This is a genomic window from Aquabacterium sp. (assembly GCF_044226965.1).
Taxonomy (GTDB): domain Bacteria; phylum Pseudomonadota; class Gammaproteobacteria; order Burkholderiales; family Burkholderiaceae_C; genus Pseudaquabacterium.
On sequence record NZ_JBGAGA010000010.1, the window covers coordinates 86,812 to 108,813 of the forward strand.

The 22,002-nt window shown below is 68.4% G+C and carries 19 protein-coding genes; 16 read left to right on the forward strand and 3 right to left on the reverse strand.

The genetic code is table 11. The annotated features are described in order from the left end of the window. The first annotated feature begins 9 nt into the window (after nt 1-9). Nucleotides 10-1,800 carry an acyl-CoA dehydrogenase gene (locus ACILR4_RS06955; protein WP_395700107.1) on the forward strand — a complete coding sequence of 597 codons (1,791 nt, stop codon included), beginning with the start codon at nt 10-12 and terminating at the stop codon, nt 1,798-1,800. A 37-nt stretch (nt 1,801-1,837) separates the two neighbouring features. Further along, complete coding sequence (locus tag ACILR4_RS06960; protein WP_395700108.1) at nt 1,838-2,815, forward strand: NAD(P)H-dependent flavin oxidoreductase; 978 nt, start codon at nt 1,838-1,840, stop codon at nt 2,813-2,815. 19 nt (nt 2,816-2,834) lie between these two features. On the opposite strand, the gene ACILR4_RS06965 is transcribed toward ACILR4_RS06960, so the two are convergent. Continuing rightward, nucleotides 2,835-3,161 carry a hypothetical protein gene (locus tag ACILR4_RS06965; RefSeq protein WP_395700109.1) on the reverse strand — a complete coding sequence of 109 codons (327 nt, stop codon included), beginning with the start codon at nt 3,159-3,161 and terminating at the stop codon, nt 2,835-2,837. A 205-nt stretch (nt 3,162-3,366) separates the two neighbouring features. Here ACILR4_RS06965 and ACILR4_RS06970 point away from each other — a divergent pair, with 205 nt between their 5' ends. The 5 genes from ACILR4_RS06970 (at nt 3,367) to ACILR4_RS06990 (ending at nt 10,758) form a co-directional block, all read left to right on the forward strand. After that, nucleotides 3,367-6,225, forward strand: coding sequence for a 2-oxoglutarate dehydrogenase E1 component (locus tag ACILR4_RS06970; protein ID WP_395700110.1), 2,859 nt, complete (start codon nt 3,367-3,369; stop codon nt 6,223-6,225). 114 nt (nt 6,226-6,339) lie between these two features. Then, nucleotides 6,340-7,596: a 2-oxoglutarate dehydrogenase complex dihydrolipoyllysine-residue succinyltransferase gene (gene odhB, locus ACILR4_RS06975; RefSeq protein ID WP_395700111.1), complete on the forward strand. Its 1,257-nt coding sequence runs from the start codon at nt 6,340-6,342 to the stop codon at nt 7,594-7,596. Nucleotides 7,597-7,609: 13 nt separating this feature from the next. Further along, on the forward strand, nt 7,610-9,037 hold the full coding sequence (lpdA, locus tag ACILR4_RS06980; RefSeq protein ID WP_395700112.1) for a dihydrolipoyl dehydrogenase: 1,428 nt from the start codon (nt 7,610-7,612) through the stop codon (nt 9,035-9,037). A 10-nt stretch (nt 9,038-9,047) separates the two neighbouring features. Next, complete coding sequence (zapE, locus tag ACILR4_RS06985) at nt 9,048-10,145, forward strand: cell division protein ZapE (RefSeq protein ID WP_395700113.1); 1,098 nt, start codon at nt 9,048-9,050, stop codon at nt 10,143-10,145. Between the two features lie 16 nt (nt 10,146-10,161). Beyond that, complete coding sequence (locus tag ACILR4_RS06990) at nt 10,162-10,758, forward strand: hypothetical protein (RefSeq protein WP_395700114.1); 597 nt, start codon at nt 10,162-10,164, stop codon at nt 10,756-10,758. 28 nt (nt 10,759-10,786) lie between these two features. On the opposite strand, the gene ACILR4_RS06995 is transcribed toward ACILR4_RS06990, so the two are convergent. Then, nucleotides 10,787-11,557 (reverse strand): PP2C family protein-serine/threonine phosphatase, encoded by a 771-nt coding sequence (locus ACILR4_RS06995; protein ID WP_395700115.1) that lies wholly within the window; start codon nt 11,555-11,557, stop codon nt 10,787-10,789. A gap of 27 nt (nt 11,558-11,584) precedes the next feature. On the opposite strand from ACILR4_RS06995, the gene ACILR4_RS07000 reads away from it, so the two are divergent. Together ACILR4_RS07000 and ACILR4_RS07005 are read left to right on the forward strand one after the other, a co-directional pair. Further along, a complete protein-coding gene (locus ACILR4_RS07000; RefSeq protein ID WP_395700116.1) occupies nt 11,585-11,806 on the forward strand; it encodes a YdcH family protein in 222 nt (73 codons plus the stop codon). Further along, nucleotides 11,803-13,800 (forward strand): ATP-dependent DNA helicase, encoded by a 1,998-nt coding sequence (locus tag ACILR4_RS07005; protein WP_395700117.1) that lies wholly within the window; start codon nt 11,803-11,805, stop codon nt 13,798-13,800. The genes ACILR4_RS07000 and ACILR4_RS07005 overlap by 4 nt, the downstream gene beginning before the upstream one ends. Nucleotides 13,801-13,814: 14 nt before the next feature. Here ACILR4_RS07005 and ACILR4_RS07010 read toward each other — a convergent pair whose 3' ends face one another. After that, nucleotides 13,815-14,621 (reverse strand): outer membrane protein assembly factor BamD, encoded by an 807-nt coding sequence (locus ACILR4_RS07010; RefSeq protein ID WP_395700118.1) that lies wholly within the window; start codon nt 14,619-14,621, stop codon nt 13,815-13,817. 39 nt (nt 14,622-14,660) lie between these two features. Between ACILR4_RS07010 and ACILR4_RS07015 the strand changes: the two genes are divergently transcribed. From ACILR4_RS07015 to ACILR4_RS07045, 7 genes are all read left to right on the forward strand, one after another. After that, nucleotides 14,661-15,656 carry an RluA family pseudouridine synthase gene (locus ACILR4_RS07015; RefSeq protein WP_395700119.1) on the forward strand — a complete coding sequence of 332 codons (996 nt, stop codon included), beginning with the start codon at nt 14,661-14,663 and terminating at the stop codon, nt 15,654-15,656. 261 nt (nt 15,657-15,917) lie between these two features. Next, complete coding sequence (gene scpB, locus ACILR4_RS07020; RefSeq protein ID WP_395700120.1) at nt 15,918-16,598, forward strand: SMC-Scp complex subunit ScpB; 681 nt, start codon at nt 15,918-15,920, stop codon at nt 16,596-16,598. Continuing rightward, nucleotides 16,595-18,583, forward strand: coding sequence for a pseudouridine synthase (locus ACILR4_RS07025; protein ID WP_395700121.1), 1,989 nt, complete (start codon nt 16,595-16,597; stop codon nt 18,581-18,583). Before scpB ends, ACILR4_RS07025 begins: the two co-directional genes overlap by 4 nt. 84 nt (nt 18,584-18,667) lie before the next feature. Then, nucleotides 18,668-19,093: a nucleoside-diphosphate kinase gene (gene ndk / locus ACILR4_RS07030; protein ID WP_395700137.1), complete on the forward strand. Its 426-nt coding sequence runs from the start codon at nt 18,668-18,670 to the stop codon at nt 19,091-19,093. A 24-nt stretch (nt 19,094-19,117) separates the two neighbouring features. Continuing rightward, complete coding sequence (gene rlmN, locus ACILR4_RS07035; protein ID WP_395700122.1) at nt 19,118-20,260, forward strand: 23S rRNA (adenine(2503)-C(2))-methyltransferase RlmN; 1,143 nt, start codon at nt 19,118-19,120, stop codon at nt 20,258-20,260. After that, nucleotides 20,257-21,081 carry a type IV pilus biogenesis/stability protein PilW gene (gene pilW / locus ACILR4_RS07040; protein WP_395700123.1) on the forward strand — a complete coding sequence of 275 codons (825 nt, stop codon included), beginning with the start codon at nt 20,257-20,259 and terminating at the stop codon, nt 21,079-21,081. The genes rlmN and pilW overlap by 4 nt, the downstream gene beginning before the upstream one ends. Beyond that, a complete protein-coding gene (locus ACILR4_RS07045; protein ID WP_395700124.1) occupies nt 21,074-21,988 on the forward strand; it encodes a helix-turn-helix domain-containing protein in 915 nt (304 codons plus the stop codon). Before pilW ends, ACILR4_RS07045 begins: the two co-directional genes overlap by 8 nt. The last annotated feature ends 14 nt before the right edge of the window (nt 21,989-22,002 follow it).

Sequence of the window (22,002 nt, forward strand, 5' to 3'; positions counted from 1 at the left end):
AGACAGACCATGACTTACCGCGCCCCCGTCAAGGACATGTTGTTCGTGATGAAGGAGCTGGCCGGCATCGATGCCGTGGCGGCCCTGCCCGGCAACGAGGAGGCCGGCTACGACACCGCAGCCGCGGTGCTCGAGGAATGCGCAAAGCTCAACGAAGGCGTGGTGGCGCCGCTGAACCGCGATGGGGACCTGCAGCCTTCGAGCTTCAGCAACGGCGCGGTCAGTACGACACCGGGTTTCAAGAATGCGTTCCGGCAGTTTGCCGACGGTGGCTGGCAGGGGCTTCACCATCCCACCGAACTCGGTGGCCAGGGCCTGCCCAAGCTGATCCACGCAGCCTGCATCGAGATGGTCAACAGCGCAAACCTGAGCTTTGCGCTGTGCCCGCTACTGACGGACGGTGCGATCGAGGCGCTGCTGACAGCGGGCAGCGACGAGCAGAAGGCTGCGTTCATCCCGAACATGATCGAGGGACGCTGGACCGGCACGATGAACCTCACCGAGCCGCAGGCGGGCTCCGACCTCTCGCTGGTGCGCACGCGGGCCGAGCCGCAGCCTGACGGCACCTACAAGATCTTCGGCACCAAGATCTTCATCACCTACGGCGAGCACGACATGGCCGAGAACATCGTGCACTTGGTGCTGGCGCGCGTGACCGGTGCTCCCGAGGGCGTGAAGGGCATCTCGCTGTTTCTCGTGCCGAAGTTCCTGCTCAATGCCGACGGCAGCCTGGGCGCTCGCAACGACGTGCATTGCGTGTCCATCGAGCACAAGCTCGGCATCAAGGCCAGTCCGACCGCGGTGCTGCAGTACGGCGACCATGGCGGCGCGATCGGCACGCTGATCGGCCAGGAGAACCGTGGCCTCGAATACATGTTCGTGATGATGAACGCCGCGCGTTACGCGGTTGGCGTTCAGGGCATTGCGGTGGCCGAGCGGGCCTACCAGCAGGCGGTGCAGTACGCGCGCGACCGGGTGCAGAGCCGCCCGGTCGATGGCTCGCTGCCGGGCGCCGCGGCCATCATCCACCACCCCGACGTGCGCCGCATGCTGATGACGATGCGTGCCTACGTCGAAGGCTGCCGCGCGATGGCGCTGGTGGGTGCTGCTGCCTACGATGCGTCGCATGCCCACCCCGATCGCGAGGTGCGGCATCAGAACCAGGCCTTCTACGAGTTCCTGGTGCCGTTGATCAAGGGTTACTCCACCGAGATGAGCCTCGAGGTCACCTCGCTGGGCGTGCAGGTGCACGGTGGCATGGGCTTCATCGAGGAGACCGGTGCCGCGCAGCACTACCGTGACGCGAAGATCCTGACCATCTACGAAGGCACGACCGCCATCCAGGCCAATGACCTCGTGGGCCGCAAGACCGCGCGCGATGGCGGCGCCGTGGCCAAGGCCATCGCGGCGCAGATCGAGCACACGGAAGGCCAGCTGGCCCAGCGCAGCAGCGCAGCCTGCCGCGCGATGCACAAGCGTTTGGCTGCCGGTCGCCAGGCCTTCGTCGACGCGGTGAATTTCGTGGCCGGCCAGACCAAGGCCAGCCCGAACGCCGTGTTCGCCGGCAGCGTGCCCTACCTGATGCTGGCCGGCAATGTGGTGGCCGGCTGGCAGATGGCGCGTGCGCTCATGGTGGCCGAAGACCGCCTGGCCGCCGGCGAGGATGCCGACTTCATGCAAGCCAAGATCGCCACCGCGCGCTTCTATGGCGACCATATCCTCAGCAAGGCGCCGGGCCTGCGCGACAGCATTGTCGAGGGCGCCGAGGCGGTTACCTCGATGGCCCTCGAAGCCTTCTGAGCCCAGCCCTTCTCACCTTGTCCCGACGGAGTTGCCCGTGCCCCTGCCGCCCGTGCTTGCCAACCTGCCGCTGCCGATCATCGGTTCACCGCTGTTCATCATCAGCAATCCCAAGCTCGTGATCGAGCAGTGCAAGGCCGGCGTCGTCGGCTCGATGCCGGCACTGAATGCGCGCCCGGCTTCGCAGGTGGACGAATGGCTGGCCGAGATCACCGAAACACTGGCCGCCTGGGACCGAGACCATCCCGAACAGAAGGCCGCGCCCTTCGCGATCAACCAGATCGTGCACAAGACCAATGACCGGCTCGAGCATGACATGGCCGCCTGCGCCAGGTACAAGGTGCCGATCATCATCACCAGCCTCGGCGCGCGCACCGACATCAACGATGCCGTGCACGGCTGGGGTGGCGTGGTGCTGCACGACGTCATCAACAACACCTTTGCGCGCAAGGCCATCGAGAAGGGCGCCGATGGTCTGATTGCGGTGGCCGCCGGCGCCGGTGGCCATGCCGGCACCCGCAGCCCCTTCGCGCTGGTGCAGGAAATCCGCCAGTGGTTCGACGGGCCGCTGGCCTTGTCCGGCAGCATTGCCTCGGGCGCGGCCGTCCTGGCGGCGCAGGCGATGGGCGCCGACTTCGCCTACATCGGCTCGGCCTTCATCGCCACCGAGGAGGCGCGTGCGGCCGAGGCGTACAAGCAGATGATCGTCGGCTCCTCCAGCGATGACATCGTCTACAGCAACCTGTTCACCGGCGTGCACGGCAACTACCTGCGCGGCTCGATCGTCAATGCCGGTCTCGACCCCGAGAATCTGCCGGTCAGCGATCCCAGCAAGATGAGCTTTGGCGCCGGCAAGGACGGCGAGATCGGCGCGAAGAAGGCCTGGAAGGACATCTGGGGTTGCGGCCAGGGCATCGGCGCGATCGACCGCGTGCTGCCGGCGGCCGAACTGATCGCCCGGTTCAGGCGCGAATACGACATCGCCCGCCAGCGCTTGGGATTGCCCACGCGCTGATCGGCTGCGGCCGAACGCCTCAGGGCTTGCCGGGGGCTTCGGCGGGTCCGGCCTGCAGGTCGCTGTCGCAACCTTTGCCGGCAGCAATCCAGCGCCGCGCCAGTCGCGCGACGAGCGGCGCCAGCCAGCGCAGCCCATGCGGCAGGTGCCTGGCAGGCTCGAGCAGCATGCCGCAGCGGTACTGGCGCGTCTGCGCGTGCCACAGCAGCGCGGTGCAGCTGCCGTGGCGCCGCCCGCTGACGATCATCCCCAGCGGACAGGGCTGCCAGGCACAGCACACGCCGCAGCCGTTGCAGGGCGCACCCGACACGGGCTTGGCCGGGCCCTCGGTGTGCAACAGGATCACGGTGTGGTGCGGTCGAGCCAATTCGGTGATCCTGGTCAGGGCGGCGGTGGTACAGTCGCGCCCGGAGATCCCATGGTCCTTCCCGTCCCCTTGCTGGTGTTTTCCAGTCAAGGCGGGTCGCAATCCGCCAACCGGTCGAGCCGGGAACGCGGAAGGTTTTCAACCCATCATAGTCCTGGAAACCGGGGCGAAAGGTGAGCGAGCGATGATGCAGCAGTACAGGACGAACTCGTACCTGTTCGGGGGCAATGCGCCCTATGTCGAGGAGCTCTACGAGGCCTATCTCGACAATCCCGGCAGTGTGCCGGACAACTGGCGCGCCTATTTCGACAACCTGCAGAACGTGCCCGCCGCCGACGGCACGGAATCGCGCGACGTCGCGCATGCGCCGGTCGTCGAATCCTTCGCGCAGCGCGCCAAGGCCAATGCCTTCGCACTGAAGACCAGCTCCGCCGACCTCGCGGTCGCGCGCAAGCAGGTGCACGTGCAGTCGATCATCGCGGCTTACCGCTTCCTGGGGTCGCGCTGGGCCGACCTCGATCCGCTCAAGCGCACCGAACGCCCCAAGATTCCCGAGCTGGAGCCGGCGTTCTACGACCTCACCGAAAGTGACATGGACATCACTTTCAGTGCCGCGAACACCTATTTCACCAAGGCCGAGAACATGACCCTGCGGGAGATCCTGCAGGCCTTGCGTGAAACCTACTGCGGCACCATCGGCCCCGAGTTCATGCACGTCACCGACCCCACCGAGAAGCGTTGGTGGCAGGAACGGCTGGAGTCGATCCGCAGCAAGCCCAGCTTCACGGCCGACCAGAAGAAGGACATCCTGCAGAGCCTCACCGCGGCCGAAGGCCTCGAGCGCTACCTGCACACCAAGTACGTCGGACAGAAGCGCTTCTCGCTGGAGGGCGGCGAGAGCTTCATTGCGTCGATGGACGAACTGGTGCAGCGCGCCGGCGCGAAGGGCGTGCAGGAAATCGTGATCGGCATGGCCCACCGTGGCCGCCTGAACGTGCTGGTGAACACGCTGGGCAAGATGCCGGGCGACCTGTTCGCTGAGTTCGAGCACACCGCGCCCGAGAACCTGCCGGCCGGCGACGTGAAGTACCACCAGGGCTTCTCGAGCGACATCTCCACCCCCGGCGGCCCGGTCCACCTGAGCCTGGCCTTCAACCCGTCCCACCTCGAGATCGTCAACCCGGTGGTCGAGGGTTCGGTCAAGGCCCGGATGGACCGCCGTGGCGACAAGACCGGCGAGCAGGTGCTGCCGGTGCTGGTGCACGGCGACGCGGCCTTCGCCGGCCAGGGCGTGGTGATGGAGACGTTGGCGCTGGCGCAGACCCGCGGCTACTACACCGGCGGCACGGTGCACATCGTCATCAACAACCAGATCGGTTTCACCACCAGCGACCCGCGCGATTCGCGCTCCACGTTGTACTGCTCCGACGTCGTCAAGATGATCGAGGCGCCGGTGCTGCACGTGAATGGCGACGACCCTGAGGCGGTGGTGCTGTGCACGCAGATCGCGCTCGACTACCGGCAGCAGTTCAAGAAGGACGTCGTCGTCGACATCATCTGCTTCCGCAAGCTGGGCCATAACGAGCAAGATACGCCGAGCCTGACGCAGCCGCTGATGTACAAGGTGATCGCCAAGCACCCGGGCACCCGCAAGCTGTACGGCGACAAGCTGGTGGCCCAGGGCCTGCTGCCGGCCGACGGCCCGGACCAGATGGTGAAGAACCTGCGCGCGGCGTTCGACGAAGGGCGTCACACCGTCGACCCGGTGCTCACCAACTTCAAGAGCAAGTACGCGGTCGACTGGGCGCCGTTCCTCGGCAAGAAGTGGACCGACGCGGCCGACACCGCGCTGCCGCTGGCCGAGGTCAAGCGCCTGGCCGAGCGCCTGACCACCATTCCGCCGAACTTCAAGGTCCATCCGCTGGTCGAGAAGGTGCTGGCCGATCGCGCCGCGATGGGCCGTGGCGAACTCAACGTCGACTGGGGCATGGGTGAGCACCTGGCGTTCGCGTCGCTGGTGGCCTCGGGCTACGCGGTGCGGCTGTCGGGCGAAGACTGCGGCCGCGGCACCTTCGTGCACCGCCATGCCGTGCTGCACGATCAGAACCGCGAGAAGTGGGACGTCGGCACCTACACGCCGCTGGAACACGTCGCCGACAACCAGGCGCCGTTCGTCGTCATCGACTCGATCCTGTCTGAAGAGGCGGTGCTGGGCTTCGAGTACGGCTATGCCAGCGCCGAGCCGAACACGCTGACGATCTGGGAAGCGCAGTTCGGCGACTTCGTCAATGGCGCGCAGGTGGTCATCGACCAGTTCATCGCTTCGGGCGAAGTGAAGTGGGGCCGCGCCAACGGCATCGTGCTGATGCTGCCGCACGGTTATGAAGGTCAGGGCCCCGAGCACAGCTCGGCTCGCCTGGAGCGCTTCATGCAACTGGCGGCCGACAACAACATGCAGATCGTGCAGCCGACCTCGGCCAGCCAGATCTTCCATGTGCTGCGCCGGCAGATGGTCCGCATGTTCCGCAAGCCGCTGGTCATCATGACGCCGAAGTCGCTGCTGCGGAACAAGGACGCCACCTCGCCGCTGTCCGAGTTCACAAAGGGTGAATTCAAGACGGTCATCCCGGAGCAGAGCGCCGACATCTCGGCCGAGAAGGTCAAGCGCATCATTGCCTGCTCGGGCAAGGTCTACTACGACCTGGTCAAGAAGCGTGACGAGAAGAAGGCCGGCGACGTGGCCATCGTGCGCGTCGAGCAGCTCTATCCGTTCCCGCACAAGGCGTTCGCCGCCGAGATCAAGCGCTACCCCAATGCCACCGAGGTGGTGTGGTGCCAGGACGAACCGCAGAACCAGGGCGCCTGGTTCTTCGTGCAGCACTACATCCACGAGAACATGGCCGACGGGCAGAAGCTGGGTTACGCCGGTCGTCCGGCGTCGGCCTCGCCGGCGGTGGGCTACGCCCACCTGCACCAGGAGCAGCAGAAGGCGCTGCTCGACCAGGCTTTCGGAAAGCTCAAGGGCTTCGTGCTGACGAAGTAGTGTCAGACCGGACGCCGTTGGCGCCGGCCCGGCGCGCCGCGTTCGACCGTGCACCTGTGTTGACGGTCGACGCGGCCGCCTCGGCGCCGCTCACTTGAATTGATAGAGACCAACATGGCAATCGTAGAAGTCAAAGTCCCGCAGCTGTCCGAATCCGTGGCCGAAGCCACGCTGCTGCAGTGGAAGAAGCAGCCCGGCGAAGCCGTGGCCATCGATGAGATCCTGATCGAGATCGAGACCGACAAGGTCGTGCTCGAAGTCCCGGCGCCTTCCGCCGGCGTGCTGACCGAGCTGGTGGTCGGCAACGGTGGCACCGTGGTCAGCGACCAGCTGATCGCCAAGATCGACACCACCGCGACAGCGGGTGCCGTGCCTGCCGCCGCGCCGGCGCCTGCAGCGACGGTCGCTGCCGTGCCGGCCGCAGCGGCGCCCGCCGCCAGCAAGAGCGATGTCGCGATGCCCGCGGCTGCCAAGCTGATGGCCGACAACAGCCTGGCGGCCGGCTCGGTGCCGGGCACCGGCAAGGACGGCCGCGTCACCAAGGGCGATGTGCTGGGCGCGCTGGCCGGTGCTGCAGCGAAGCCGGTGGCGCCGCCGCCGCCCGCGCCGGCACCTGCCGCGGCGCGGGCCTTGCCCGCCGTGGCCGCGCCGGTGGCGCCGAACCTCGGCGACCGCCCCGAGCAGCGCGTGCCGATGTCTCGCCTGCGCGCCCGAGTGGCCGAGCGCCTGCTCCAGTCGCAGGCCACCAATGCCATCCTCACCACCTTCAACGAGGTCAACATGGCCCCGGTGATGGAGATGCGCAAGCGCTTCCAGGACAAGTTCGAGAAGGAGCACGGCATCAAGCTCGGCTTCATGAGCTTCTTCGTGAAGGCCGCGGTCGCTGCCCTCAAGCGGTATCCGGTGCTCAATGCGAGCGTCGATGGCAACGACATCGTCTACCACGGCTACTTCGACATCGGCATCGCGGTGGGTTCGCCGCGCGGCCTGGTGGTGCCGATCCTGCGCAACGCCGACCAGATGACCTTCGCCGAGATCGAGAAGAAGATCGGCGAGTACGGCCAGAAGGCCAAGGACGGCAAGCTCGGCATCGAGGAGCTGACCGGCGGCACCTTCTCGATCAGCAATGGCGGCGTGTTCGGCTCGATGCTGTCGACGCCGATCATCAACCCGCCGCAATCGGCCATCCTGGGCGTGCATGCCACCAAGGACCGCGCGGTGGTCGAGAACGGCCAGGTCGTGGTGCGCCCGATCAACTACCTCGCGATGAGCTACGACCACCGCATCATCGATGGTCGCGAGGCCGTGCTGGGCCTGGTGGCGATGAAGGACGCGCTGGAAGATCCGGCACGCCTGTTGTTCGACATCTGAGCGAGGCGACACGATGAGCAAGTCATTCGACGTCGTCGTGATCGGCGGCGGCCCCGGCGGCTACATCGCGGCGATCCGTGCCGCGCAGCTGGGCTTCAACGTCGCCTGCATCGACGAGTGGAAGAACGACAAGGGCGGCCCGGCACCGGGCGGCACCTGCACCAACGTCGGCTGCATCCCGAGCAAGGCGCTGCTGCAGTCGTCCGAGCACTTCGACCATGCGGGTCACCATTTCGCCGAGCACGGCATCTCGCTGGCCGATCTGAAGATCGACGTGGCGCAGATGCTCAAGCGCAAGGACCAGGTGGTCAAGCAGAACAACGACGGCATCCTCTACCTGTTCAAGAAGAACAAGGTCTCGTTCTTCCATGGGCGTGGCTCGTTCGTGAAGGCAGGCGAGGGCGGCTACGAGATCGCGGTGGCCGGCGCGGCGCCGGAAACGCTGATGGCCAGTCACGTGATCGTCGCCACCGGCTCGAATCCGCGCCAGCTGCCTGGGGCGGCCTTCGACGAAGACCGCGTGCTGTCGAACGACGGGGCGCTGCGCATCCCGACCGTGCCCAAGACCCTGGGCGTGATCGGCTCCGGCGTCATCGGCCTGGAGATGGGTTCGGTGTGGCGGCGCCTCGGCGCTCAGGTCACCATCCTCGAGGCACTGCCGGGCTTCCTCGGCGCGGCCGACGAGCAGGTGGCCAAGGAGGCGCAGAAGGCCTTCGTCAAGCAGGGCCTGAAGTTCGAGTTCGGCGTCAAGATCACCGAGGTGAAGACCGCGAAGGACGGCGTCACGGTGGCCTACACCAATGCCAAGGGCGAAGCGGCGTCGCTGTCGGTCGAGCGCTTGATCGTCTCGATCGGTCGCGTGCCCAACACGGTCGGCCTGAACCCCGAGGCCGTGGGCCTGAAGCTCGACGAGCGCGGCGCGATCGTCGTCGATGGCGAGTGCCGCACCAACCTGCCCAAGGTCTGGGCGGTGGGCGACGTCGTGCGCGGCCCGATGCTGGCGCACAAGGCCGAGGAAGAGGGCGTTGCGGTGGCCGAGCGCATTGCGGGTCAGCACGGCCACGTGAACTTCAACACCGTGCCGTGGGTGATCTACACCTCGCCCGAGATCGCCTGGGTCGGCCAGACCGAGGCGCAGCTCAAGGCAGAGGGTCGTGCCTACAAGACCGGCAGCTTCCCGTTCATGGCCAATGGCCGTGCGCGGGCACTGGGCGACACCACCGGCTTCGTGAAGTTCATCGCCGATGCGAAGACCGACGAGATCCTCGGCGTGCACATCGTCGGACCGTTCGCGTCCGAACTGATCGCCGAAGCCGTGGTGGCGATGGAGTTCAAGGCATCGGCCGAGGACATCGCGCGCATCTGCCATGCGCATCCGTCCTTGAGCGAAGCCACGAAGGAAGCCGCGCTCGCGGTCGACAAGCGCACGCTGAACTTCTGACGCAGCGCGCGTGCCGGTCCGCCAACTCTACGCAGCGACGCTCGCCGAGCGCGGCTACCAGGCCGACCCGGCGCAGCTGCGCGCGATCGCCGCGCTCGAACGCTGCGAGAACGAGTGGGCGGACTACAAGGCGCGGCGCAGCAATGCGCTGACCAAGATGCTGGTGCGCCCGCCGATTCCGCGCGGCGTGTACATGCACGGCGGTGTCGGCCGCGGCAAGAGCTTCCTGATGGACTGCTTCTTCCAGGCCGTGCCGCTGACGCGCAAGACCCGCCTGCATTTCCACGAGTTCATGCGCGAAGTGCACCGCGAGCTGCAGGAGCTCAAGGGGGTGCAGAACCCGCTGGATGAACTTGGCAAGCGCATCGCGCGACGCTTCCGGTTGATCTGCTTCGACGAGTTCCACGTCGCCGATGTCACCGACGCGATGATCCTGCACCGGTTGCTTGAGGCGATGTTCGCCAACCGGGTCTCGATCGTCACCACCTCGAACTTCCATCCCGACGAGCTGTACCCGAACGGGCTGCACCGTGACCGCATCCTGCCGGCCATCGAGCTGCTGAAGCAGAAGCTCGAGGTCATCAACGTCGACAACGGCACCGACTACCGCCAGCGTGCACTGGAGCATGTGCAGCTGTACCACGCGCCCCTCGGGCCCGAGGCCGATGCCGCGCTGCAGCGGGCCTTCGATGATCTGGCGGAGGCGCGCGACGAAGATCCGGTGCTGCATATCGAACACCGCGAGCTGCGGGCCCGGCGCCGCGCCGGCGGCGTGGTGTGGTTCGACTTCCGCACCCTCTGCGGTGGCCCGCGTTCGCAGAACGATTACCTCGAGATCGCGCAGCAGTTCCACACCGTGATCCTCTCGGACGTGCCGCAAATGCCGCCGCGCCTGGCCAGCGAGGCGCGACGCTTCACGCTGCTGGTGGATGTGCTGTACGACCGGCGCGTGAAGCTGATCCTCTCGGCTGCGGTGCCTGCCGAGCAGCTGTACACCGAGGGGCCGCTGGCGCACGAGTTCCCGCGCACCGTGTCGCGTCTGCAGGAGATGCAGTCGGCCGCCTACCTGGCGCTGGACCGGCGCGAGGTCGACACCCGCATCACATGATCACAATGGTGCCCTGATGCGCCTGCTTCGATTCGTGTTGTCGTCCCTGGCCTGCGGGCTGCTGCTGTCGTCAGCACAGGCTGCCGACGATCGCTCGCGGCAGCGCGCGCGCATCGCCGCCGAGCGGAGAGATGCCGAAGAGCGCTTCAACGCGGCGAAGAAGGATTGCGAGCGGCGCTTCGCCGTCACCACCTGTCTCGATGACGCCCGCAGCGAGCGCCGCCGCGTGCTGGACCGCTTGGCCAGCGAGCAGGCCGTGCTCGATGATGCGCAGCGCCGCCAGCGCGCGGCCGAACGCTTGCGTGGCATCCAGGAGAAGGCGCGCCAGGCCGATGACAAGGCCAACGCCCCGCCGCCATTGCGCCGCCTTCAGCGCGCGCCCGCGCCTGCGGCCGCCCAGGCCTCGCGCACGCCGGCACCCGTGCAGGTAGAGCCGCGCATGGGGGATACCCCGCAGCAGGCCGAACAACGCCGCCGGGAACAGGCTGAACGCGCCAAGGAGGCGCGTGAACACCGCGATGCCGTGCAGAAGCGCAATGCCGAGCGCGACGCGAAGAAGCCGCCGGCCGCACCGCTGCCGCTGCCCTCGGCACCCGGTGCCGGCGGACGCTGAGCCCGGGGGCGCGCCCGCCGCGTGCGGGTCAGACGATGGTTTCGACCCGCACCAACGCCAGCGACAGGTTGTCGCCACCGCCGCGGGCGCGCTGGCGCGCCTTGCTGACCAGCATCTCGCTGGCCTCGCGCGGCGGCAGCCCCTGCACGATGGCGCCCAGCTCACGCGGCGAGAAGTAGTGCCACAAGCCGTCGCTGCAGGCCAGCAGCGTGTCGCCGGGTTCGACCTTGTCGATGTGGGTGATGGTCAGCGGCGGGTCGGCCTGCGTGCCGAGACAGCCGGTCAGCAGGTTGGCCTGCGGATGCGAGTTGGCTTGCTCCTCGTTGAGCTTGCCTTCGTCAATGAGGCGCTGGACGTAGGAATGGTCGGTGGTGCGGCTGAGCATCTCGGCGCCGCGGAAGTGGTACACGCGCGAATCGCCTGCATGGGCCACCGAGCAGTCGCGCGCGGGGCCGAGCAGGAACGCCGCCACCGTGCTGTGCGGCTCTTCTTCGGCGGTGATGGCGGTCAGCTTGATCATCAGGTGCGATTCCATCACCAGCTGCTTCAGCGTCTCGGCCGGGTCGTCCTTGGCCGGCAGGTAGCGCTCGAAGATCTGGCGGGCTGTCATCACCACCTGGTCGCTGGCCTTGCGGCCGCCACTCTTGCCGCCCATGCCGTCGGCCAGCACCGCCAGGACACAGCCCGGCACCTTGGCGTGCGTGAGGATCTCGACCTGGTCCTGCTGGTAGGCGCGATCGCCCCGGTGCAAGGCGGTGGCGGCGAGCAGCCGATGGGGCTGGGGAGTGGGCGCGCTCATGCGGCCAGACTATAAACTCAAGCGATCATGCCGCCAGACCTGCCGAAGGACGACAACCTGCATTCGCCGCAGCGGCGGATCATCGAGTTGCGCATCGAGCACGCCGATCTGGACAGCCTGATCGATGGGGCCGCCGAGCAGTCACCGGTCGACGAGCTGGCCCTGCGCCGCCTGAAGAAGCGGCGCCTGCTGCTGCGCGACCAGATTGCCAGGCTCGAGGCCGAACTCGATCCGCCCGAACCGGCATGACGGCCGGACACCAGGCGCCGGCCTCGCCGCTGGCCGCAGCCACGCACGACGCGCTGGCCCGAGGCGGTGCGCTGTCGCAGGCCGATCCGGGATTCATCGAGCGCGAGATGCAGCAGCGCCTGGCCAGCGCGATGGCGCAGGCGATCGAGGACCGGGCCGCACTGGTGGCCGAGGCTGGCACCGGCGTCGGCAAGACCTTTGCGTACCTGGTGCCGCTGCTGCTGTCGGGTCGCCGGGCCCTGGTGAGCACCGCCACCAAGAGCCTGCAGGACCAGCTGTTCCTGCGCGACCTGCCTCGGCTGCGCGATGCGCTGCGCGTGCCGGCACGCATCGCGCTGCTGAAGGGGCGATCGAGCTATCTGTGCCTGCACCGGCTGCAGCAGGCGCGCGAGACGGCCACCCTGCCGGACCGGTTCGCGGTGCGTGCGCTGGCACGCATCGAGCACTGGGCCACCGCCACCGCAACGGGCGACCTGGCAGAGATCGAAGGCCTGGACGATCGCTCGCCGGTCATCCCGCTGGTGACCTCCACGCGCGACAACTGCCTGGGCACCGAATGCCCGCAGCATGGCAGCTGCCACGTCGCGCGCGCGCGGCGCGACGCGATGGTGGCCGACCTGGTGGTGGTGAACCATCACCTGTTCTTCGCCGACCTTTCGTTGCGCGACAGCGGCGTGGCCGAACTGCTGCCGACGGTGGACGCCGCGGTGTTCGACGAGGCGCACCAGCTGGTCGAGACCGGCCTGCAGTTCCTCGGCACCTCGCTGGGCACGACGCAGGTGCTGGACCTCGCGCGCGACGTGGTGGCCGCGGGCCTGGCCCATGCGCGCGGCCTCGCGCCCTGGCAGGACCTGGCCGGCGCGCTGGACCACGCCGCGCGCGACCTGCGGCTGGCCTGTGCCGGCCCGTTGCGCGACCTGCGCGGCATCGTCAAGCTGCGCTGGGACGAGCGGGCGGCGCGCCCGGAGTTCATTGCCGCGCTGCAGGCCCTGTCGAGCGCGGCACAGGCCTTGGTCCAGGGCTTGATCGCTGTGGAAGCGGCGGCGCCGGACTTCACCCGGCTGATCGAGCGGGCACGCTCACTTTCCGCGTTGTCCGGCAGCTTTGTCGAGGCAGCCGCGGAGGCGCGCGTGCGCTGGATCGACCTCGGTCCGCGAGACGCCCGCCTGATCGAGTCCCCGCTGCACATCCGCGACCTGTTCGCCGAGCAGCGCGAGGCAGCCCAGCGCGCGTGGATCTTCACCTCCGCGACGCTGGGCACCGATGACGAGCTGAGCTGGTTCTGCGAGGCCGCCGCGATGGAGGACGCGCGCAAGCTGCGCGTGGGCAGTCCGTTCGACTACGCGGCCCACGCCCGCACCTGGGTGCCGCCACGCTTTCCGAAGCCGAACGAGGCCGGCCATCCCGCCGCGGTGGGTGCGCTCGCCGCACGGCTGGCGGGCCGGCTGGGAGGCCGCACCTTCGTGCTGACCACCACCTTGCGCGTGCTGCCCGTGATCGCCGAGGCGCTGAACGAAGCCAGTGCCGCGGCCGGCGATGGTCTGCAGGTGCTGGTGCAGGGCAGCCATCCGAAGCGCACGCTGCTGCAGCGCTTCCTCGACACGCCGCGCAGCGTGCTGGTCGGCTCGCAGAGCTTCTGGGAAGGCATCGACGTGCCGGGCGACGCCCTGCAGTGCGTGATCATCGACAAGCTGCCATTCCCGCCGCCGAACGATCCCCTGGTGCAGGCCCGGTCGCGCGAACTCGAGCGCCTGGGTCGCGATCCGTTCAACGACTACTACCTGGCCGAGGCCGCGATCTCGCTGAAGCAGGGCGCGGGCCGACTGATCCGCAGTGAAAGCGATCGCGGTCTGCTGGTGATCACCGACCCGCGGCTGCGGCAGATGCCCTACGGGCGCAAGCTGCGGCAGGCCCTGCCGCCGATGGGCGCGCTCGACACAGAAGCCGATGCGCTGGCCTGGCTGGATGAACTGGCCTCAGCGCACGTCGGCTGACGACCGCAGGCCGATCACCAGAACTGCCACCACGCCCGATCGGGCAGGCGAACCCCGTCGCGCAGGTAGCGGCTGTTGGGGAAGTTCTTCTTCAGGACGCGGTCGGCGTCGGTCGCCAGTTCCTTCAGCCCGAGCTTGTCGTAGCTGACGGCCAGGATGTACAGGGCCTCCTCGGTGGCCGGCGTCTGCTGGTAGTCGTGCACCGCCTGCTGGGCGCGGTTCGCAGCGGCCAGGTAGGCGCCACGCCGGTAGTAGTAGCGCGCCACATGCACTTCGTACTCGGCCAGCGAGTTGACGATGTAGTCCATGCGCAGCCGCGCATCGGGCGCGTACTTCGAGTTCGGGAACTGCTCGACGAGTTGGCGGAAGGCCTGGTAGGCGTCGCGGGAAGCCTGCTGGTCGCGCTCGGACACGTTCTGGCGCGCGATGCTGCTGAGGAATCCGACGTTGTCGATGAAGTTGATCACGCCCTTGAGGTACAGGGCGTAATCCATCGCCGGACTCGACGGGTGGACCTTGATGAAGCGATCGAGCGTGGCAATGGCCTGCACCCGTTCGGCCGTGCGCCACTGCGCATAGGCCATGTCCAGCAGCGCCTGCTGTGCCAGCAGCGTACCGGCGGCACGGCCTTCGATGCGTTCCAGGGTCTTGATCGCCCGCTCGTAGCTGCCGGCGTTCATGTCGTCCTTGGCGTCTGCATACAATTTCTCGACGTCGGCCTTGTCGTCGATCTTCGGATCCGAGCCGCAACCGGCGAGCAGCGCCAACAGCAGGGGCACGAACAGCGCCAGCAGGCGCGCGGGCTTGGACAGCAGGCTCATCGAGGTGGCAGCGGCATCAATGCAGAACGCGAGATTCTAATGGCCCGTCCCGAGGACGATTCCGTGGCAACACCGTTGCCGCAGCCTGACTTGCCGGGCGATGCGGCGGAGCCGGATGAAGAGGGCGCGGTCGAGACGCGCGAGCGGATGGTCGATCCCGATGGCCACGGCCAGCGCCTGGATCGCTGGCTGGTGGGCCTGGCGCCGGAGTTTTCGCGCAGCCACCTGCAGGGCCTGATCGAGGCCGGTCACGCGCAGGTGGACGGCAGTGCTCAGCGGGTGTCCGCACGCAAGTTGCGCGTGGGCCAGCGGGTGCGGCTTGAGCTGGTGCCAACGGCCGCCAGCCAGGCCTTCCGACCCGAGGCTATCGCGCTGGCCATCGTCTTCGAGGACGAGCACCTGCTGGTGGTCGACAAGCCCGCAGGGCTGGTCGTGCATCCGGCCGCGGGCAACTGGTCAGGCACCCTGCTCAATGGCCTGCTGGCGCACCATGCCCAAGCTGCGACCTTGCCGCGGGCCGGCATCGTGCACCGGCTCGACAAGGACACATCGGGGCTGATGGTGGTGGCCAAGACGCTGCCGGCGATGACGGCTCTCGTGCGCAGCATCGCCGCGCGCGAGGTGCGGCGCCACTACCTGGCGCTGGCGCACGGCGTGCCGCGCTGGCGTCAGCTGTGCATCGAGGCGCCGATCGGCCGCGACCCGGTGTCACGCATCCGGATGGCCGTGGTGGCGGGCGGCAAGCCCGCGCGCACCGATGTCGAGTGGCTTGCGTCCCATGAGGGATTCAGTGCCCTGCGCTGCAAGCTGCATACCGGCCGCACGCACCAGATCCGCGTGCACCTGGCGCACGAAGGCCATCCGCTGGTGGCCGACGCGGTGTACGGTGGCAAGCCCGCCCTCGGGCTGACGCGCCAGGCGCTGCACGCGGCCGAACTGGCCTTCGCTCATCCGATCGATGGCCAGGCGCTGGTGTTCGAGTCGCCGTTGCCGCCAGATCTTGCGGCGGCCTGGCAACAGGTGACTGCGATCTGACGGGACACCCGCGCCTCGGGCTACAATCTTTGCGCAAGCCGGCCTCTTCGGGTCGGGGTTCAAGACCCCCGCGAAGAATGCCAGGCCGCCCGACAGCGCCAGATCGGCGGCGGGCCACCGGGTCTCCCGCGAAGCGGCCACCCGATACGCAAGCGAGAAGCTCTAAAGCCGTGCACTGCCCTGCAGGGGCTGCACCCGATTCGTCCAGCCTGAAGCGATGCAGCCGCCGTTGTGCCAAGGCGGCCCGATGAACAGAGGTTCATGAACACCCTGGAGGCCAAGCGCGTCCTCGAGACCGCCTTGATCTGCGCGCAGCAGCCGATGCCACTGCGTGACATGCGCAGCCTGTTCGACGACCAGGTCGGTCCCGACACCCTGCGCACCCTGCTGGACGAATTGGTGCGCGATTGGGAAGGCCGTGGCGTCGAGCTCGTCGCCCTGGCCACCGGATGGCGCTTCCAGAGCCGGCCCGAGATGCGCCAGTACCTCGATCGGCTGCATCCCGAAAAGCCGCCCCGCTACTCGCGCGCGACGATGGAAACGCTGGCCATCATTGCCTATCGCCAGCCGGTGACGCGCGGCGACATCGAAGACATCCGCGGCGTGATGGTGAGCAGCCAGATCATCAAGCAGCTCGAAGACCGCGGCTGGATCGAAGCCATCGGCTACCGTGAAGCGCCTGGCCGGCCGGCCCTGTTTGCGACCACGCGGCAGTTTCTCGACGATCTCGGGCTGCACAGTCTCGACCAACTGCCCGCCATTGATGGCGCCCCGACGGCCGCAGCCCTCGAAGCCGTTGCCGAGGTCCAACCATCGCTGTTGCCCGAAGGGGCAGACGGCCAATCGCAATTGCCCCTGGACGAGGCGGCCCCTGAGCCGAGTCCCGAACCCGCCGCCGAAAGCGGCCCGCCCGAAGCGTCAACCCCCGACGTGCCGACATGAACCCGCAAGACACCGACAAGCCCGTCTCCGAATCCCCGGTTGATGAAGCACCCGCCACGGCGCCCAAGCCGCGGCGGCGACGCAGCGTGGCGGCCGCGGCCGCCGAAGCGCCAGGCATCGCGGAGCCGGCTGGCCCCGTGGCGACCGACTCAACGCCTGCGGCGGCGATGGCCGAAGAGGCCGCACCAGCCAAGCCCAAGCGCACGCGTCGCAAGGCCGCGCCGGCTGCCGAGCTGGCCGATGCGGCTGCCGGGGCCGAGGCAACGCCGTTGCCGTCAGCGCCGGCGCCCGTGGCCGAGGCTGTGGTGGTGCCGGCGCCTGCGGTCGTTCCCGCTCCGCCGGTCGAGGCCGTTGCGCCGTCTTCTGGCGAACGCGATGATGGTGCCCCGCCTGCGGCCGAGGGCGACGAGGCGGGGCCGGAGGGCGAGGGTGGGCGCCGCCGCAACCGCAATCGCCGCCGCGGCCGTCGCGGCAGTGGCGACAAGGTGCAGGCAGCCGAAGGGAACGAAGGGGACGAGGGCGGTGAAGCCGTCCGCGTCGTGGTGGTCAATCCGGCCGACATCCGCGACGACGAAGACGAAGAAGCCGAAGGCGCCGTCGCCGCTGAGCCGAACGCGGCGACCGCCCCCCTGCCGGCGGTCGATGCCGGCGAGACCTTTGCCGACGTCCTGTCCGGTGCGTATGACGCGGTGCCCGCTGTCGACATCGACACCGTGCCCGAGCGCCGCGTGCTGGCTGCCGAACCCGACGCGCCGAAGCTGCACAAGGTGCTGGCCCAGGCCGGTATCGGCTCGCGCCGCGACATGGAGCAGCTCATCGCCGATGGCCAGGTCACCGTCAATGGCCAGGTCGCTCACACGGGCCAGCGCATTTCGTTCGGTGACCAGATCCGCATCGCGGGCAAGCCGGTCAAGGTCCGCATCGCGCCGCCGCTGCCGCGCGTGCTGGCTTACCACAAGCCGGTGGGCGAGGTCGTCACCCACGATGATCCGCAGCATCGCCCGACCGTTTTTCGGCGCCTGCCGCGCTTGCCGCAGGGCAAGTGGCAGTCCGTTGGTCGGCTGGACATCAATACCGAAGGGCTGCTGCTGTTCACGAATTCCGGCGAACTGGCGAACCAGCTGATGCATCCGCGCTTCGGCGTCGAGCGCGAGTACGCGGTGCGCGTGCTCGGCACGCTGGACGAGGACAGCCGTGAGAGCCTGCTCGAAGGCGTCGCGATCGACGGCCAGCGCGCCGCGTTCAAGTCCATCGCGGACGGTGGCGGCGAAGGGGCCAATCACTGGTACCGCGTGGTGATCAGCGAAGGCCGCAATCGCGAGGTGCGCAAGCTCTTCGACAGCGTGGATCTGGCGGTGAGTCGTCTGATCCGGATCCGCTATGGCTGCGTGGTATTGCCGCGGGGATTGAAGCGCGGCGTCTACGTCGACCTGAACGAGGCCGAGGTGCGCGAACTGCGTCGCCTGGCCGGCGGCCGCGACAACCGCGAGGGGCCGCGCCCGGCGCCGCAGCAAGGCGGCGGACAGGGGCCTCGTCAGCAGCAGGGCCAGGAGGGCGGTGGCAAGAACCGCCGCAACCGGCGCGGCCGGGGGGCCGAGCGCGAAGAGCGCGGTGGCAGCAACCCGCGCAGCCCGGAACGTCGCGAGCCGGGCGAAGGGGGCCCGATCCCGAACCCGTTGATGCAGACCTTCGACAAACGTGCCATCCGAGAGGCACGCCAGCCCAAGCGCGAGTTCTCCGAGGATGGACCGATCCCGAACCCGCTGGAGCAGACCTACGACAAGCGCTTCGTGCAGAAGCAGCGGGGCTTCGGCGGCGGTGGCGGCGGTCGCAATCGCGGTGACCAGGGTGGTGGGGGACAGCCCGATCCGATGAAGACATCGGTGGGCTACATCGGCGCCGATGCCTTCGTGCGAAAGTTCCAGAACAGCGGCGGCGGCGGTGGCGGTGGAGGCCGCGGCGGCCGGCGCCGCGGCGGCCGCTGAGCTCGCCGAGCCGTCCCGGGCTCGACACGAAGCCAAGCTAGAATATTGGGTTTACTCGTTAAGTCTTTGATTCAGGAGAACTTTATGGCCATCGAACGCACGCTCTCGATCATCAAGCCCGACGCCGTGGCAAAGAACGTGATCGGCCAGATCTACGCACGCTTCGAAGGCGCTGGGCTGAAGGTCGTGGCCGCGAAGATGGCCCACCTGTCCCGTGGTGAAGCCGAAGCCTTCTACGCCGTTCACAAGGCACGGCCGTTCTTCAACGACCTGGTCAACTTCATGATCAGCGGCCCGGTGATGATCCAGGTGCTCGAAGGGGAAGGCGCGATCGCCAAGAACCGCGAACTGATGGGTGCCACCGATCCGAAGAAGGCAGAAAAGGGCACGATCCGCGCCGACTTCGCCGATTCGATCGACGCCAACGCCGTCCATGGCTCGGACGCGCCGGAAACCGCCGCTGTCGAAGTGGCGTTCTTCTTCCCCGGCATGAACGTCTACAGCCGCTAACTTCCAAAGAGGGCGGCAGCGGTCGTGAGCCCCGTCAATCTGCTCGATTTCGATCTCGACGGACTGGCCGCCCATTGCCAAACCCTGGGCGAGAAGCGCTTCCGCGCCGTCCAGCTCTTCCGCTGGATCCACCAGAAGGGCGCGGCTGATTTCGGGCAGATGTCCGATCTGGCCAAGTCGCTGCGCGACAAGCTCGCCGGCAGTGCGGTGATCAGGCCGTTGGCACTGCTGAGCGAACAGGCCTCGACCGACGGCACGATCAAGTGGCTGTTCGACGTCGGCAACGGCGACGCGGTCGAGACCGTCTTCATCCCCGAGGACGACCGTGGCACCCTGTGCGTTTCCTCGCAGGCCGGTTGCGCGGTCGGTTGCCGCTTCTGCTCCACCGGCCACCAGGGCTTCAGCCGCAACCTGAGCACGGGCGAGATCGTTGCGCAACTGTGGTTTGCCGAGCACCACCTGCGCCAACGCCTGGGCCTGGCGGCGGGCGAACGCGCCATCAGCAATGTCGTGATGATGGGCATGGGCGAGCCGCTGCAGAACTACGCGGCGCTGGTGCCCGCGCTGCGCACGATGCTGGACGACCATGGTTACGGACTGTCGCGCCGGCGCGTGACGGTATCGACCTCCGGCGTGGTGCCGATGATCGACCGCCTGCGCGAGGATTGCCCGGTGGCGCTGGCCGTGTCACTGCACGCACCCAACGACGCTTTGCGCGACCAGCTGGTGCCCTTGAACCGCAAGTATCCGCTGGCCGAATTGCTGCAGGCCTGCCGCCGCTACCTGGCATCCGCGCCGCGCGACTTCATCACCTTCGAATATTGCATGCTCGACGGCGTCAACGACGGTCCCGAGCAGGCCCGCGAGTTGATCGCGCTGGTGCACGGCCCGCGCGCCGAGCAACGGGTGCCCTGCAAGCTCAATCTGATCCCGTTCAATCCGTTCCCGGCCTCGGGCCTGAGGCGTTCGCCGCGCGAGCGCGTCATGGCCTTCGCCCGCCAGCTGCAGGAGGCCGGCATCGTGACCACGGTGCGCAAGACCCGTGGCGACGACATCGATGCGGCCTGCGGCCAGCTGGCTGGCGAGGTGCAGGACCGCACCCGCGTCCACAAGCGCATGACGCGCCCTGTCATCCGCATCGAGCCATCCACCCAGGATCTGACATGACCCTTGCTCCGGCGCTGCGCTGCCTTCAGTCACTGGCTTGGCCGCTGTTGGTGGCGAGTGCGGTGCTGGTGCTGCCAGGCTGTGCGTCCCAGGGCGCGGCGTCGGGCGAGCTGAAGGAGCGCAGCACCGAGTCCGACCAGACCGATGCCGATCGACGCGCCCGCGTGCGGCTGGAGCTGGCGGGGGCTTATTTCGCGCGGGGCCAGTACGACACCGCGCTCGACGAAGTGAAGCTGTCGCTCGCAGCCAGTCCCAACCAGAGCGCCGCCTACAGCCTGCGCGGCCTGATCTACGCGAGCCTGGGTGACGACGCACTGGCCGAGGACAACTTCCGCCGCGCGCTGCAGATCAACCGCAGCGATGCGGACGCGATGCACAACTACGGCTGGTACCTGTGCCAGCGCCAGCGCTACGCGGATGCTGCTGCGCAGTTCCAGCAGGCGCTGGCCACGCCGCAGTACCGGGACGCCTCGCGCACCTGGCTGGCCCGTGGCATCTGCCAGGCGCGGGCAGGTCAACTGGCCGAGGCTGAAACCTCGATGATGCGCTCGTACGAGCTCGACCCGGCCAATCCCAGCACTGCCGTCAACCTCAGCGATGTGCTCCTGCGCCGCGGTGAGTTCACTCGCGCGCGCTTCTACATCGGGCGCGTCAATGCCGATCCGGCGACGACGAACGCGCAGTCGCTGTGGTTGGCGGCACGCATCGAATACAAGCTCGGGAACCGCGGCGGCGCGCGTGATCTCGGCGAGCAGATGCGCAGCCGATTCCCGGACGCACCGGAAGTCAGGCTGCTCGATGCAGGGCGCTTCGATGACTGAGCCCGCCGTCTCGCCACGTGAGCCCGCGGGCAACGCGGCCGGCGAGCTGCTGCGCGCCGCGCGGCAGAAGCAGGGGCTGCACATCGCGGCGCTGGCCGCGTCGATCAAGGTGGCGCCGGCCAAACTCGAGGCGCTGGAAGCCGGCCGCTATGACGAGCTGCCGGACGCCACCTTCACGCGAGCCCTCGCGCAGAGCGTCTGCCGGGTATTGAAGATCGACGCCCAGCCGGTGTTGTCGCAACTGCCCTCCAGCCGGGCGGCAGCGCTGGAAAAGGTCGACGCCGGCCTCAACACGCCCTTCCGCGAGCGGCCTGGTCGCAGCAGCGATCCGGTCGAATCGGTGCTGCTGCGTCACCCCATGTTGTGGCTGGCGGCCTTGCTGCTGGCCGGTGCGGCGGCCTTCGTCCTGGTGCCGGGGCACTGGGTGCAGCGCTGGTTGCCGGCCGGCACGCCGGCCGACGAGTCCGCGGCACCGACGGCGCCGGCCCCGGCCATGCCACCTGCCGCACGGCCCGCCAGCGTGGTCGAAACCGTCACCCAGGCGGTGGTCGAGGCCGCTTCGGCGGTGGTGTCGGCTTCGGCGGCATCGGCGCCCGCGGCCGCCGCCGTGGCACCGGCAGCCCAGGCCAGCGGACCTGCGCCGCTTGCCTCAGCCGCCACGGCCGCCCCCGCTTCGGCCACGCGCATCCAGGCGGCCCAGGCCACCTGGGTGCAGGCGACCGACGCCCGCGGCCAGGTGCTGGTCAACCGCACCTTGCAGGCCGGCGAGACGGTGGACCTGGAGGGTGCGCGTCCGCTGCGCCTGCGCATCGGCAATGTGAAGGGCACGGTGCTGCTGCACCGGGGCCAGACCGTTGATCTGTCCGCAAGGGCCCAGAACAACGTGGCCAACGTCGAGCTGCCATGATGGCGACCGCATTG